The sequence below is a fragment of the Streptomyces lothianensis genome, from assembly GCF_047779955.1.
In the GTDB taxonomy this organism is placed as follows: Bacteria; Actinomycetota; Actinomycetes; order Streptomycetales; family Streptomycetaceae; genus Streptomyces.
Window position 1 is genome coordinate 20711 of sequence record NZ_JBLMKT010000020.1, and the last position, 13889, is coordinate 34599.

At 68.9% G+C, this 13889-nt stretch carries 10 protein-coding genes and 1 pseudogene; 6 read left to right on the forward strand and 5 right to left on the reverse strand.

The features are described from left to right. Positions 1-2 precede the first annotated feature (2 nt). Positions 3-1433, forward strand: coding sequence for a two-component system sensor histidine kinase CseC (gene cseC / locus ACLF6P_RS04245; protein WP_415948181.1), 1431 nt, complete (start codon positions 3-5; stop codon positions 1431-1433). 482 nt (positions 1434-1915) lie between these two features. Further along, the gene (locus tag ACLF6P_RS04250; RefSeq protein ID WP_415948183.1) at positions 1916-2599 is read left to right on the forward strand and encodes a M23 family metallopeptidase; all 684 of its coding nucleotides are present in this window, start codon (positions 1916-1918) and stop codon (positions 2597-2599) included. A 34-nt stretch (positions 2600-2633) separates the two neighbouring features. Here the strand turns inward: ACLF6P_RS04250 and ACLF6P_RS04255 are convergent, their stop codons facing one another. Beyond that, positions 2634-3221: a TetR/AcrR family transcriptional regulator gene (locus ACLF6P_RS04255; protein WP_415948184.1), complete on the reverse strand. Its 588-nt coding sequence runs from the start codon at positions 3219-3221 to the stop codon at positions 2634-2636. A 226-nt stretch (positions 3222-3447) separates the two neighbouring features. On the opposite strand from ACLF6P_RS04255, the pseudogene ACLF6P_RS04260 reads away from it, so the two are divergent. Further along, positions 3448-5073 (forward strand): annotated as a pseudogene (locus tag ACLF6P_RS04260) (MDR family MFS transporter). Positions 5074-5181: 108 nt separating this feature from the next. Continuing rightward, complete coding sequence (locus tag ACLF6P_RS04265) at positions 5182-8346, forward strand: NACHT domain-containing protein (RefSeq protein WP_415948185.1); 3165 nt, start codon at positions 5182-5184, stop codon at positions 8344-8346. Positions 8347-8425: 79 nt separating this feature from the next. On the opposite strand, the gene ACLF6P_RS04270 is transcribed toward ACLF6P_RS04265, so the two are convergent. Then, positions 8426-10951, reverse strand: coding sequence for an ATP-dependent Clp protease ATP-binding subunit (locus ACLF6P_RS04270; RefSeq protein ID WP_415948186.1), 2526 nt, complete (start codon positions 10949-10951; stop codon positions 8426-8428). Between the two features lie 441 nt (positions 10952-11392). Here ACLF6P_RS04270 and ACLF6P_RS04275 point away from each other — a divergent pair, with 441 nt between their 5' ends. After that, positions 11393-12103: an SCO3374 family protein gene (locus tag ACLF6P_RS04275; RefSeq protein ID WP_415948187.1), complete on the forward strand. Its 711-nt coding sequence runs from the start codon at positions 11393-11395 to the stop codon at positions 12101-12103. Here the strand turns inward: ACLF6P_RS04275 and ACLF6P_RS04280 are convergent. The 3 genes from ACLF6P_RS04280 to ACLF6P_RS04290 all read right to left on the reverse strand — a co-directional run bounded on the left by ACLF6P_RS04280 (position 12082) and on the right by ACLF6P_RS04290 (position 13564). After that, positions 12082-12417: a histone-like nucleoid-structuring protein Lsr2 gene (locus ACLF6P_RS04280; protein ID WP_415948188.1), complete on the reverse strand. Its 336-nt coding sequence runs from the start codon at positions 12415-12417 to the stop codon at positions 12082-12084. The two genes, ACLF6P_RS04275 and ACLF6P_RS04280, sit on opposite strands and share 22 nt — an antisense overlap. A gap of 232 nt (positions 12418-12649) precedes the next feature. After that, a complete protein-coding gene (locus ACLF6P_RS04285; RefSeq protein WP_415948189.1) occupies positions 12650-13156 on the reverse strand; it encodes an amino-acid N-acetyltransferase in 507 nt (168 codons plus the stop codon). 9 nt (positions 13157-13165) lie between these two features. Next, positions 13166-13564, reverse strand: coding sequence for a BlaI/MecI/CopY family transcriptional regulator (locus ACLF6P_RS04290; protein WP_415948191.1), 399 nt, complete (start codon positions 13562-13564; stop codon positions 13166-13168). 90 nt (positions 13565-13654) lie between these two features. On the opposite strand from ACLF6P_RS04290, the gene ACLF6P_RS04295 reads away from it, so the two are divergent. Continuing rightward, complete coding sequence (locus ACLF6P_RS04295) at positions 13655-13846, forward strand: hypothetical protein (protein WP_415948192.1); 192 nt, start codon at positions 13655-13657, stop codon at positions 13844-13846. Positions 13847-13889 lie beyond the last annotated feature (43 nt).

A 13889-nucleotide genomic window follows, 5' to 3' on the forward strand; every position in this document is an offset into this window, starting at 1 on the left:
GGGTGGCGCCCGCAGAAGACCGCGGCCTCGCGCCGGCCTCGCGTTCCGCCGCTCTGCGGAAGCGATTCCCGGCGCTCGCGAGGCACCTCGACGCGCTGCGGGAACGCTGCGGCGCCCCGGCCGTGCGCCTGCGGCACGGCCTGCACACCGGCCTGCGCTGGAAGCTCAGCCTGGCGATCGCGCTGGTCGGGGCGCTGGTCGCGATCACGCTGAGCTTCGTCGTGCACAACGCGGCCAAGGTCTCCATGCTGGACAGCGCGCGCGATGTGCAGGACGAGCGGGTGGTGTTCGCGCAGCGGATCTACGAGACGACCAAGCGCACCCAGTTCAACGCGAAGCTCGACGACCCCGAACTGCCCGCCGAGCTGAAGGCGAAGGCGGCGCAGGGGCGGCGCGCCACATACGTGCAGATCAACGAGGACGGGCCGCCCGACATCTGGGCCGCCACCCCCTCCGGCGACGGGCACATCCTCTCCCTGCACAACGAGTTCAGCGACCGCAGCGCGGCCATCATGAGCGACCTCGACCAGGCGCTGGTGATCGGCTCCATCGCCGTCGTCCTCGGCGGCAGCGCGATCGGTGTGGTGATCGGCGGCCAGGTCTCGCGCCGGCTCCGCAAGGCGGCGACCGCCGCCAACCGGGTGGCCCAGGGGCAGGGCGGGGTGCGCGTACGGGATGCCATCGGCGGTGTCGTACGGGACGAGGCGGACGATCTGGCCAGCGCGGTGGACGCGATGGCCGATGCGCTCAAGCAGCGCTACGAGGCGGAACGCCGGGTCACCGCCGATATCGCCCACGAGCTGCGCACCCCGGTCACCGGGCTGCTGACCGCGGCCGAACTGCTGCCGCCGGGGCGGCCGAGCGAGCTGGTCAAGGACCGGGCGCAGGCACTGCGGACGCTGGTCGAGGACGTCCTTGAGGTGGCGCGGCTCGACGGGGCCTCGGAGCGGGCGGAGCTGCAGGATCTGATTCTCGGGGAGTTCGTGCGGCGGCGGGTCGCGGCGGCGTATCCCGAGGTGTCCGTGCAGGTGCTGCACGAATCGGAGGTCACCAGTGACCCCCGGCGGCTCGAGCGGATCATCGGCAATCTGCTCGCCAATGCGGCCAAGCACGGCAAGGGGCCCATCGAGGTGCTCGTCGAGGGGCGGGTGATCCGGGTGCGCGACCACGGGTCGGGGTTCCCGCCGGAGCTGCTCGCGGAGGGGCCGAGCCGGTTCCGTACGGGCAGCAGCGACCGGGCCGGGCACGGCCACGGGCTCGGGCTGACCATCGCGGCGGGCCAGGCGCGGGTGCTGGGGGCTCGGCTCACCTTCCGCAACATCGGCGTGGAGGGCGGGCCCGTCGAGGGGGCGGTGGCGGTGCTCTGGCTGCCGGAGCATGCGCCGACCAGCACCGGGAGCTTTCCGATTCTGCGGTTGCCCCCGAAGGCGTAGGGCCCGGGAGGGCTTTCGGCGGTGACCCAGGTCTCAGGTGGATCGGGGCGCCGGTGACATGACGCACAGGCGTTTTGTCCGGTACTAGCCGGAATAGTGGAACGGCGGGGCTTCCGGTTCGGGACCTTCGCCTCTACGAGCCCGCGCCAAATGTCCTTTTTGCCCTCCAGGGTGCGGCGGCGCCCGGAATCTACGTCCACCCGGGCCCGCGAAGTGCGCGTAAACCTCCCCACGGGATAGTTCCGGCTTAATTCAGACGAATGACACGGAAGCCCCCGAAGGGCCGTCAAGAGACGGGCGGCATCCGTCTGGTTTACGAGCTTGCGTAGTAGATGGGGGGTTTGGGCGGGGGCGTCCGGTCGGGTTACCAAGGGATGGCCACCCCGGCCGTGCGGTCCTCAGCGAGGCGCCCTCGACCGGGTCCGTTCATGTCAGGCCCCCGCCCGAGGCTCCGAGCGAGCCCGCCCCCTGGAGGAAACGCGATGTCGAAGCGCGCCAAGTTCCACATACCCGGCCCCCTGCGCACCACCCGCACCCGCACGGCCGCCGCCGTCGTGACCGCGGGCATGGCAGCGAGCACGCTGCTGGGCGCAGGGGTCGCCGCGGCAGCGAACGAGGCCGCCGCCGGTGACGCGCTGAAGAGCGTCACCGCCACGCAGCTCGAGAGCATCAAGGCACAGGCCGCCGCGCAGGCGAAGTCGGCCACGTCCGTGAAGCAGGCCGCCGCCAAGAAGGCCAAGAAGGCCGCCGGCTGGACGGACCCGGTCGACCACTACCGGCTTTCCGCCAGCTACGCGCAGGCCGGCGGGATGTGGGCCTCCAAGCACTCCGGCCAGGACTTCGCGGTGCCGGTGGGCACCCCGGTGGAAGCCGTGCACGCCGGTACGGTCGTCAAGGCCGGCCCGAACGGCGGCGGCGACGGCCCCGCGTACGGCAACGCCATCGTGATCAAGCACTCCAACGGCAAGTACTCGCAGTACGCGCACCTGTCCAAGATCCAGGTGAAGATCGGCCAGAAGGTGAAGACCGGCCAGCGGATCGCGCTCTCCGGCAACACCGGCAACTCCAGCGGCCCGCACCTGCACTTCGAGATCCGCACGACGCCGAACTACGGCTCCGCGATCAACCCGGTCGCCTACCTGCGCACGCTCGGCGTCACGCTCTGACCCTCCGGGCCCGGCAGCCCGCCTGACAACTGAACTACCTCCCGCCCTGCCCCTCGTGGGCGCGGGTGACGAGATCGACGGCGACCTCGAGGATGGCGGCACGCCTCTCCTCGGGGTCGCCGTCGTCGTCACCCAGGTGGAAGTTCGCCGCGTGCATCGTGATCAGCGCGCTGATGCAGCGCACCTGGTCGGCCAGGGCGGCGTCCGGCTCCTTCAGGACGTCCATGAGACCCATCAGACGGTCCTTGAACATGTCGCCGATGCTCAGTTCCCGTACCGTCGCCTGGTTCTCCTGCATGAACCTGAAGAGTGGGACGGCGCCCGTCACGATCTGGCTGTAGCGCCGCAGCAGCTCCTTCTTGGTCTCCAGGCCGTGCGGCTGGCGCTCGCCCCACTCCACCAGCTCCGTGATGGGCCGCGTGCGGTCCTCGAAGACGCTGATCAGGATGTCTTCCTTGGTCTTGAAGTGGTAATACAGCGCCGCCTTGGTGACCTCCAGGCGCTCGGCGATCTCGCGCAGCGAGGTCTTCTCGTACCCCTGCTCGGCGAAGAGCTCCAGCGCGACGTCCTGGATGCGCTTACGGGTGTCGCCCCTGCGGGGCTGCCGCGTGCTGCTGCTCATGGCTCTCTCCTGCCTGCCCCGGGGGTCTCGGAGCCCCAGGTCCAAGGGTGGACACAAACTTACTTGACGCCCGGCTAGTGCCCCGGCTACGTTCACATTCTAATGAACTAGCCGGGCGGCAAGTAAGTATCGCAGTCGGGAAGTGATGGGGATGGCGGAGCGGAGTACGAGGACAGCGGGAACGGCAGGGGCAGCGGGGGCGGCAGAGGCAGCTGGGGCGGCCGAGATGACAGGGGCGGCGGGGGCGGCCGAGACGGCAGGGGCAGCAGGGGCGGCAGGGGCGGCCCCGCAGGGCACTGGCGAGAAGGAACCAGGACAGCGGAGCGTCCGCGTCGTGCTGATGGCGCTGATGCTGGCGATGCTGCTCGCCATGCTCGACAACATGATCATCGGCACGGCGATGCCGACGATCGTCGGCGAGCTCGGCGGCCTCGAACACCTCTCGTGAGTGGTCACCGCCTACACGCTCGCCACCGCCGCGGCCACCCCGATCTGGGGCAAGCTCGGCGACCTCTACGGGCGCAAGGGCACCTTCCTGACGTCCATCGTGATCTTTCTGATCGGCTCCGGGCTCTCCGGCGTGGCCCAGACGATGGGCCAGCTGATCGGCTTCCGCGCCATCCAGGGCCTCGGCGCCGGCGGCCTGATCGTCGGCGTGATGGCGATCATCGGCGATCTGATCCCGCCGCGGGAGCGCGGCAAGTACCAGGGCATGATCGCGGGCGTCATGGCGCTCGCCATGATCGGCGGCCCGCTGGTCGGCGGCGTGATCACCGACCACCTGAGCTGGCGCTGGACCTTCTACATCAACATCCCGCTCGGCGCCCTCGCCCTCGTCGCCGTCACCGCCGTACTGCACCTGCCGAAGAAGCGCTCCGAAGCGCGGATCGACTACCTCGGTGCGGTGCTCCTGACCGTCGGCATCACCTCGATCGTCCTGGTCACGACCTGGGGCGGCACGGAGTACGCCTGGGCCTCCGGCCAGATCATCGGCCTCGCCCTGCTGGGCACCGCCGCCCTGATCGCCTTCGTGTTCTCGCAGACCAAGGCCGCCGAACCGATTCTGCCGCTGCACATCTTCCGCAGCCGCAACTTCTCGCTGATGGCCGTCATCGGCTTCCTCGTCGGCTTCGTGATGTTCGGCGCGACCCTGTTCCTGCCGCTCTACCAGCAGTCCGTCCAGGGCGTCACCGCCACCAACTCCGGCCTGCTGCTCCTGCCGCTGCTGCTTGCGATGATGGTCGTCTCGCTTGTGGTCGGACGCGTCACCACCAGCACCGGCAAGTACCGGATCTTCCCGATCATCGGTGGCGCGCTGATGGTCCTCGGCATGTTCCTGCTCTCGCGGATGGACACCGGGACCACGCAGCTCACCTCCGGCATCTACATGGCGGTGCTCGGCGCCGGCATGGGCTTCCTGATGCAAATCACGATGCTCGTCGCACAGAACAGCGTCGACCTCAAGGACATGGGCGTCGCCTCCTCCTCGGCGACCCTCTTCCGCACGCTCGGCTCGTCCTTCGGCGTCGCCATCATGGGGGCGCTGTTCAACAGCCGGGTCCTGGACAAGATGGCGGCGAACGGCGCCGCGGAACTGCAGAACGCCCAGCTCACCCCGGAACAGGTGAAGGCCCTCCCGGCCGACATGAAGCAGGCTTACGAGGTGGCCGTCTCCTCCGGCACCCAGATCGCCTTCCTGCTCGGCGCCGGGATCACGGTGATCGCGCTGATCGCGGCCTTCTTCGTCAAGGAGATCCCGCTGAAGGGAGCGGGCCCGAAGCCGGCCGAGGCACCGCAGGAGGGTGGGGACGCTCCTCGAGACAAGGTGGCGGCCACAGCGGAGACCGCCTGACCCTTGGCCCGGCCCGGCCGACGGAGCCCCCGATGACTGCTTCGGTCACCGGGGGCTTGGTGCGTCAACCTCCGCTCGCGGAGGGCGTGTTGCTCATATGCTCGGATCATGGTCGATCCGGGAACGGCGGGCATCCGCATCGCATCGAGCGTCATCACCCCTCTGGTCCGCAAGCTCTTCGTTCAGCCGGGCCCGGGCGCGGCTCTGGTCGACAGGCCGGTACGGGTGTCGGCGCTGGTCTCCTTCAAGGGGGAGCAGCGCACCCTCCGCTCCGAGGAAATGACCCGTCTCGTACGGGAACTGGTGAGACGGACGGGCGGCCGAACCGCCCCGGCCGAACTGGACGCGGTGGCCCACGCACTCGAACGCACCCTGCACGCCCTGGGAGACCTGGACCTCGACGACGTACACGCCGTGAGTCTGGGCCACCAGGCCCTGGCCCGGCGCCTGCACGCGGCGGCGGACGGCGAAGAGAACGTCAAATACTTCACGCAGGAGGCCGAGGACCTCTATACGCGCCTCCTGGACAGCGCCTGCCTGCACATCCTGCACTTCTTCACTCAGCGCTCCGCGTTCGTCGCCCGCACGCTCGTGGAGCAGAGCAGACAGCTGCGGACCCTGATCGAGCGCATGGACCTCCTCATCGAGCGCATCGGCTCCCGGTCCGCGACCGACGCGGGCTTCGAGGAGCGCTACACGGCCCACATCGCCAAGAAGCACAGCAGTCTCACGATCTACGGCATCGACCTCACCGAGACCCGGCAGTGGCCGCTGGACACCGCGTACCTGAGTCTGCGGACCACCCGCGAATCCGCCCCCGGACACATGGACGGCGCCGAAGCCCTCGTGGGCGAGCGGGCGTCCCAGACCATCACCCAACCCGTCGAACAGGCCCTCTTGGGACACACCCGCATCCTCCTGCGTGGCCACGCGGGCTCCGGCAAGACCACGCTCGTCCAGTGGCTCGCGGTGACCACGGCCCGCCAGAACCTCCTCACCGGCGAACTCGCCCACCTCATCGGCCGTATCCCCTTCGTGCTGCCGCTGCGCACCCTGACCCGCAAGGGCGCCGACCTGCCGCCGCCCGCCGACTTCCTGCGGTCGGTCGGCTCACCGCTCACCGGTTCCCAGCCGCAGGGCTGGACGGACCGCATCCTGGCGGCGGGCCGCGGACTGCTGCTCGTGGACGGCATGGACGAAGTCCCCGAGCGGGAGCGCGCCCGCGCCCGCGACTGGCTCGCCGACCTGCTCGCCGCCTATCCCGACAACCTCTGCCTGGTGACGTCCCGCCCTTCCGCCGTACGCCAGAACTGGCTCGGTACCGAGGACTTCACCGAGCTGACACTGGCCCCGATGACCCGCGACAACCTCACGGTCTTCGTCGACCGCTGGCATGAGGCGGCGGGCGCGGACCGGGCACTCGCCACCGCCCTCCTGGATGCGATCCGCACCAAGCAGGACCTGGGTCGCCTCGCCACCAACCCCCTGATGTGCGCCCTGATCTGCGCCCTGCACCGCGAACGCCGCGGCTTTTTGCCCCGCGGCCGCAAGGCCCTCTACGACGCCGCGCTCTCCATGCTCCTGGAACGCCGGGACCGCGAACGCGACATGCAGGGCACCGGCCTCGAACTGGACGAGGAGTCCCAGACCGAACTGCTGCAGAAGCTCGCGTACTGGCTGATCCGCAACGGGCGCTCCGAGATGGACAAGGCGGACGCGCTCTGCCAGCTGGAGCGCCTGCTTCCCGCCATGCCGTACGTGGCGGAACAGGGCGACGCCGGGGCGGTGCTGCGCCACCTGATCGACCGGTCGGGCCTGCTGCTCGAACCCGCCGCGGACTCGGTCATGTTCGTCCACCGCACGTTCCAGGACTACTTGGGTGCCCGCGCGTGCGTGGAGGAACGGGACTTCGATCTGCTGCTCGGTCAGGCTCATCAGGACCAGTGGGAGGACGTGTTGCGGATGGCCGTGGCCCACGCCCGGCCTGCCGAGCGGGCTCGGCTGCTGAGTGGGCTGACCGAGCGTGGCGACAACTCAGCCGCCTTCGGCTCCCGTCTTCACCTGCTCGCCATGGCCTGCCTGGAGCACGCACCCAAGCTTGATCCTGGGGTCCGGGCAGAGGTGGAGGAGCGGGCAGCCAGGCTGATCCCTCCGCGTAACGTGTATGAGTGCGCGGATCTGTTCAATCTCGGACCGATGGTCCTCGAACTGCTGCCGGGCCCCGACGAGCTGCCCGACCCGGACTTCGCTCCTTTTGTCGTCCAGACCGCCGGCCTCATCGGCGGGGACGCGGCCCTGCGGTGCATGGTGCAGTACCGGGACAGCGACAGCCCGAGCGTCCAGCTCCAGCTCGCCAAACCCTGGACCAACTTCGACACCGACACATACGGCAGCGAGGTCATCGACCGGCTGCGCCACCGCTCGAACCTCCCGATCACCGTGCACTCCACGGCCGAACTGGCGGCCCTGCGCCGACTCGGCGGCCACGACCATCTGGACTGCATAGGCGACTTCACCGCCGGCGAACTCGTGGAGTACTTGGCGGCCATGCCGGTGCGCTACCTGCGGCTGGGGGAGAACTCACTCCTGGACGACCTTGAATTCCTCACTCACTTCCCGGATCTGCGCAGACTCACGCTCTACCGCTGCCGAGGCGTCACTTCCTTGGAGCCGTTGCGCGATCTTCCACTGCGGGACCTCTTCGTCGGCGGGAGCCCGATCGAGGACCCCAGCCCGCTGCGCACGCTCACGGCCCTGGAATTCGTGAGCCTGCGCACCATCACGGCCGCTCGCGATCTGGCCGACCTCTCCCGGGAGGCACCGCTTGAGCGCATCTTCCTCCCCGTCGACGTGCCCGGGCTCTCCGCCCTCCTCGAATTCCCCCGGCTGAAGCAGGTCGGCCTCGATCTCGAAACCCCTCTGGAAGCCGAGGACTGGGGCGTGCTGGGACAACTGCCGAATCTGGAGGAACTGTCCCTGAACAGCCGCGAGCTGACCTCTCTGGTCGCCAGTGGTGTCACCTTGGAAGAGGTCGGAGGCTTCTTCGTCCACGGCAACCGGAATCCCGTCGACACCCGCCCTCTGGCCGCGATGCTGCCGGCCCTGCACACCCTCACGGTGCTGGATGGCGCCACGATCGACCTGGCTCCCCTGGCGGACTGCCCCCACCTCACAACCGTCTACGTGACGGATACCGCCGTGGTCGAACACGCCGACGCCCTCCCCGGCCACATCAAGCTCACCCTCGCCCCACGCCCCGGCCGACAGTCGTGACGGCACGCCAAAAGAGGCCGGGACGGCCGCTCCCCGGAGGAACGGCCGTCCCGGCCTCTCACCAACTCGCTCCGGACGCTTACGCGTCCTTCGTCAGGTTCGGGCCCGAACCGCCCGTCGCCGACTCGACCGGCGGGACGTCCGGCAGGGCCGACTTCTCCTCGCCGCGGAAGGTGAAGGTGGCGTTCTCGCCCTCGCCCTCCGTGTCCACGACCACGATGTGACCGGGGCGCAGCTCGCCGAAGAGGATCTTCTCCGAGAGGCTGTCCTCGACCTCGCGCTGGATCGTGCGGCGCAGCGGACGCGCTCCGAGGACCGGGTCGTAGCCCCGCTTCGAGAGCAGCTCCTTGGCGGACTGGGAGAGCTCGATGCCCATGTCCCGGTCCTTCAGGCGCTCGTCCACCTTGTCGATCATCAGGTCGACGATCTTGAGGATGTCGTCCTGGCTGAGCTGCGGGAAGACGACGACGTCGTCGACACGGTTGAGGAACTCGGGGCGGAAGTGCTGCTTGAGCTCGTCCGAGACCTTGTTCTTCATGCGCTCGTAGTTCGTCTTCGTGTCGCCCTGCGCCGCGAATCCGAGGTTGAAGCCCTTGGAGATGTCACGGGTTCCAAGGTTGGTCGTCATGATGATGACCGTGTTCTTGAAGTCCACGACGCGGCCCTGGGAGTCGGTCAGGCGACCGTCCTCCAGGATCTGCAGGAGCGAGTTGAAGATGTCCGGGTGGGCCTTCTCGACCTCGTCGAAGAGGACGACGGAGAACGGCTTGCGGCGCACCTTCTCGGTGAGCTGGCCGCCCTCCTCGTATCCGACATAGCCGGGGGGCGAGCCGAAGAGCCGCGAGACGGTGTGCTTCTCGCTGAACTCCGACATGTCGAGGGAGATCATCGCTTCCTCGTCGCCGAAGAGGAATTCGGCGAGCGCCCGGGACAGCTCCGTCTTACCGACACCGGACGGGCCGGCGAAGATGAACGAACCACCGGGGCGCTTGGGGTCCTTCAGACCCGCACGCGTACGCCGGATGGCCTTGGAGAGCGCCTTGACGGCGTCGTCCTGGCCGATGACGCGCTTGTGCAGCTCGTCCTCCATGCGCAGCAGGCGCGAGGACTCCTCCTCGGTCAGCTTGAAGACCGGGATGCCGGTGGCGGTCGCGAGGACCTCGGCGATCAGCTCGCCGTCGACCTCGGCGACGACGTCCATGTCGCCGGCCTTCCATTCCTTCTCGCGCTTGGCCTTGGCGGCCAGGAGCTGCTTCTCCTTGTCGCGCAGGGAGGCGGCTTTCTCGAAGTCCTGCGAGTCGATCGCGGATTCCTTGTCCCGGCGGACGTTGGCGATCTTCTCGTCGAACTCACGGAGGTCCGGCGGCGCGGTCATCCGGCGGATGCGCATCCGGGAACCGGCCTCGTCGATCAGGTCGATCGCCTTGTCCGGCAGGAAGCGGTCCGAGATGTACCGGTCGGCCAGGGTGGCCGCCTGCACGAGGGCCTCGTCCGTGATGGAGACACGGTGGTGGGCCTCGTAGCGGTCGCGCAGGCCCTTGAGGATCTCGATGGTGTGCGGCAGCGAGGGCTCCGCGACCTGGATGGGCTGGAAGCGGCGCTCGAGGGCCGCGTCCTTCTCCAGGTACTTGCGGTACTCGTCGAGCGTCGTCGCACCGATCGTCTGCAGCTCGCCTCGCGCCAGCATCGGCTTGAGGATCGAGGCGGCGTCGATCGCGCCCTCGGCGGCGCCCGCACCCACGAGGGTGTGGAGCTCGTCGATGAACAGGATGATGTCGCCGCGGGTGCGGATCTCCTTGAGGACCTTCTTCAGGCGCTCCTCGAAGTCACCGCGGTAGCGGGAACCGGCGACGAGCGCGCCGAGGTCGAGGGTGTAGAGGTGCTTGTCCTTGAGGGTCTCGGGCACCTCGCCCTTGACGATGGCCTGGGCGAGGCCCTCGACGACGGCGGTCTTGCCGACGCCGGGCTCACCGATCAGGACCGGGTTGTTCTTCGTACGGCGGGACAGCACCTGCATGACCCGCTCGATCTCCTTCTCGCGCCCGATGACCGGGTCGAGCTTGGATTCGCGGGCGGCCTGGGTGAGATTCCGGCCGAACTGGTCCAGGACGAGGGAGGTCGAGGGCGTGCCCTCGGCGGGACCGCCGGCGGTGGCGGTCTCCTTGCCCTGGTAACCGGAGAGCAGCTGGATGACCTGCTGCCGCACCCGGTTGAGGTCTGCGCCCAGCTTGACCAGGACCTGGGCGGCGACGCCCTCGCCCTCACGGATCAGGCCGAGCAGGATGTGCTCCGTGCCGATGTAGTTGTGGCCCAGCTGAAGGGCCTCGCGGAGCGACAGCTCCAGGACCTTCTTGGCACGGGGGGTGAAGGGGATGTGCCCGGACGGGGCCTGCTGGCCCTGGCCGATGATCTCCTCCACCTGCTGGCGGACCGCCTCGAGCGAAATCCCGAGGCTCTCCAGGGCCTTAGCGGCGACACCCTCGCCCTCATGGATCAAGCCCAGGAGGATGTGCTCGGTGCCGATGTAGTTGTGGTTGAGCATCCGGGCTTCTTCCTGAGCCAGGACGACAACCCGCCGCGCGCGGTCGGTGAACCTCTCGAACATCGTTAATCGCTCCTCAGAGCGGTCAGGCAGTTAGGGGTCGGTCCCCTCCCTGTCCTTCCGCAGCTTAGTCCCGCAAGCGGGGACCGCTCATTCCAACTGCCGACACCCGGCCCAGAACCTCGGGGGCTTTTCTGCCCCGAGAGCCGACAACTGCTCCAACCCGATGGTGCGAGACGATGTTCCCGCAGGCCAGGCAGTTACCCCTTCCTCCAGTACGCCGATGGCGAACGTGAGACGCTCCTGCAGTGCGTGTCGCCCCTCCTCACTAGGAATGTCTTACCCGCGGGCACTGACACTCCATGCGGCGCACCCCCGTTCCCTCCGCTACGGGCGAACACCCTTGCGCCCCCGTCTCGGCTTTCACGCCCCCGGAGCGAAACCTTCCGTACATGAATGGGAACGCTGCGTAACTCCGGATGGTTCCCGGGAGTTGCTCCGAACATGCCCCGCATCGCCGAGGAAGCCCCCACGGTCCCGCTCCCCCGCCGCCCCCTCGCATACGACGCGCACAACGCATACGACGCGCACAACGCATTCGACACTTACGACGCTGACGACGCGCACGACGGCGTGCGGCGGTGGTACGAGGAGGAGCTGGGCTGGGCGCTCGCGCCCGGCGCGCGTGTACGGCTGCGCACCGGCATCGGCTTCGACGTGCTCGACGTACCGGCCGCCGCGGGCCACGCGGTGTGCGAGCGGATCGGGCCGCGGGGCACTGGCCCGGTGGCCCTGCAGGGCCACCTGATGCGGTTCCTGGTCGCCGCGGGCAGCGCCCAGGAGCTGCCCGGGCTGCTCGACTGGCTCGAGTGGGGTCCGCTCGTGCCTGATCTGCGGGCCGTGGGCGCCGACGGGGAGATCGACGCGCCGCTGCCGCCCCGGGCCGCCCGACGGCCGACGACGGTACGGGGCCCGGGCCTCCGGGCAGCGCAGCCGCCGCCCGCACCACCGGCCCCGCGGGGAGCCGCCGTATGGCTGCGGCCCCCCGAGCCGGGGTGTGAGGTGGAGCCGGGCCTGCCGGCTCTCACCGCGCTCGGGGGCGGCGCACAGCTTTCGGCGCCGGTTCCCGATCTCGTACGCCTGGTGGACGCGGCGGCGACTCAGTGCCACCGGGCCCGGCTGCTGAGTGCTGCTCAGCCGTTGGCCTTCTGGTAGGCCTCGCGGATCTCCTGGGGGACGCGACCGCGGGGCTTGACCTCGTAACCGTTCGCCTTGGCCCAGGCGCGGATCGCTGCGGTGTCCTCGCCCGCGCCCGCGGCCGCACGGCCCTTGCCACGGCCGCCCGAGGCGCGGCCACCGGTGCGACGGCCGCCCTGCACGAACGGAGCCAGGGCGTCGCGGAGCTTGTCCGCATTGGCGGTGGTGAGGTCGATCTCGTACGTCTTGCCGTCCAGCGCGAACGTCACGGTCTCGTCGGCCTCGCCGCCGTCGAGGTCGTCGACAAGAAGGACCTGAACCTTCTGTGCCACCGGATTTCCTTTCATCGATAACTGCATTTGGAGTACGCCGGAAAGCAAACCGCTTTTGCCGGGAAAACACAAACCCCCGGGAGAAGACCGGGACTCAAGAGGCCTTGAAACATGTGCGTTTCGGACATAGCCACCGCCCCCTCGGGCATAGCGGCCGCTTCAAGCGGCCGCCCCCGGAACACTGCTCAGGAACTGTGCCCGAAAAACCCGGCGCGGTTGAGCGATGCGAAGATCACAGATGCAGAAGCATCCGGCTGTTGCCCAGGGTGTTCGGTTTCACTCGTTCGAGACCGAGGAACTCGGCGACGCCTTCGTCCGCGGACTGCAGCAGCTCGCTGTACACATCGCCGTCGACGGGAGTCTCACCGATCTCCACGAAACCATGCTTGGCGAAGAAGCCGACTTCGAAGGTGAGACAGAAAACCCGCCGCACTCCCAGCCAGCGCGCGGTCTGCAGCAGCTTCGCGAGCAGTTGATGGCCCACTCCCGCGCTTCTGACCTCGGGGTTCACGGCGAGGGTACGGACTTCCGCGAGATCTTCCCACATGACGTGGAGAGCGCCGCAGCCCACCACCATCGCGTTGTCATCACGTTCCGCCACCCAGAACTCCTGGATGTCCTCATAAAGCGTCACCGTCGCTTTGTCGAGGAGGATGCCGTGGCGTACGTAGGCGTCGAGCAGCTCGCGCACCGCGGGGACATCGGCGGTGCGGGCCCGGCGGATGGTGAAGGCCTTCATGTCCGGACGTTATCGCCCTTGACCGCCTTCTTCGGACGGGGGGTTGCCCGGCCCCTGCACCATGCGCACCGCATCGGAGAGCGCTTCCCGCTGCTCGGGCGACATCATGCCGAAGAAGGCGACGAGCGCGGCGGCCGGGTTGTCGCTGCGCGCCCAGTCCTCGTTCATCAGGGCGGCCGCGTAGGCGGCCCGCGTGGAGACCGCCTCATATCGATAGGCGCGCCCCTCCGCTTCCCTGCGGACCCAGCCCTTCTGGTGCAGATTGTCCAGCACGGTCATGACCGTGGTGTACGCGATGGAACGCTCCTGCTGGAGGTCTTCGAGAACCTCCCGCACGGTCACCGGGCGGTTCCACTTCCACACCCGCGTCATGACCGCGTCTTCGAGTTCTCCCAAGGGGCGAGGCACAGCAGCACCATAGTGGGAAATGCCGACTATGGCCCGTCTTTGCCGGAACCCGGGTCGGCGTCCCGGATGCCCCTGGCTACGCTGGTGGGCATGGACTACGTCTCCGCGCTCCTGCCCCCCGTAGTGATGGCCGCCTTCTTCATCGGGCTCATCGTGACGATCGTGAAGACCCAGGGCGGCGACAAGAAGACCAAGGAGGACGCCGCCGTGGACGCGGCGCTCGCCCGCGCCGAGGCGGCGCACCAGGCCTCCCCGGGCGAACCCGGGGCGCCGAAGGCCTGAGCCGCCCCGAGGGCGGGCTCAGGCACGGCTCACAGAGCGCCTC

Bases quoted from the DNA above. Each gene is read 5' to 3' on its own strand.
- ACLF6P_RS04270 (WP_415948186.1), bottom strand. From the start codon at position 10,951: ATGTTCGAGAGGTTCACCGACCGCGCGCGGCGGGTTGTCGTCCTGGCT.
- ACLF6P_RS04295 (WP_415948192.1), top strand. From the start codon at position 13,655: ATGGACTACGTCTCCGCGCTCCTGCCCCCCGTAGTGATGGCCGCCTTC.
- ACLF6P_RS04250 (WP_415948183.1), top strand. From the start codon at position 1,916: ATGTCGAAGCGCGCCAAGTTCCACATACCCGGCCCCCTGCGCACCACC.
- ACLF6P_RS04285 (WP_415948189.1), bottom strand. From the start codon at position 13,156: ATGAAGGCCTTCACCATCCGCCGGGCCCGCACCGCCGATGTCCCCGCG.
- ACLF6P_RS04275 (WP_415948187.1), top strand. From the start codon at position 11,393: ATGCCCCGCATCGCCGAGGAAGCCCCCACGGTCCCGCTCCCCCGCCGC.
- ACLF6P_RS04265 (WP_415948185.1), top strand. From the start codon at position 5,182: ATGGTCGATCCGGGAACGGCGGGCATCCGCATCGCATCGAGCGTCATC.
- ACLF6P_RS04255 (WP_415948184.1), bottom strand. From the start codon at position 3,221: ATGAGCAGCAGCACGCGGCAGCCCCGCAGGGGCGACACCCGTAAGCGC.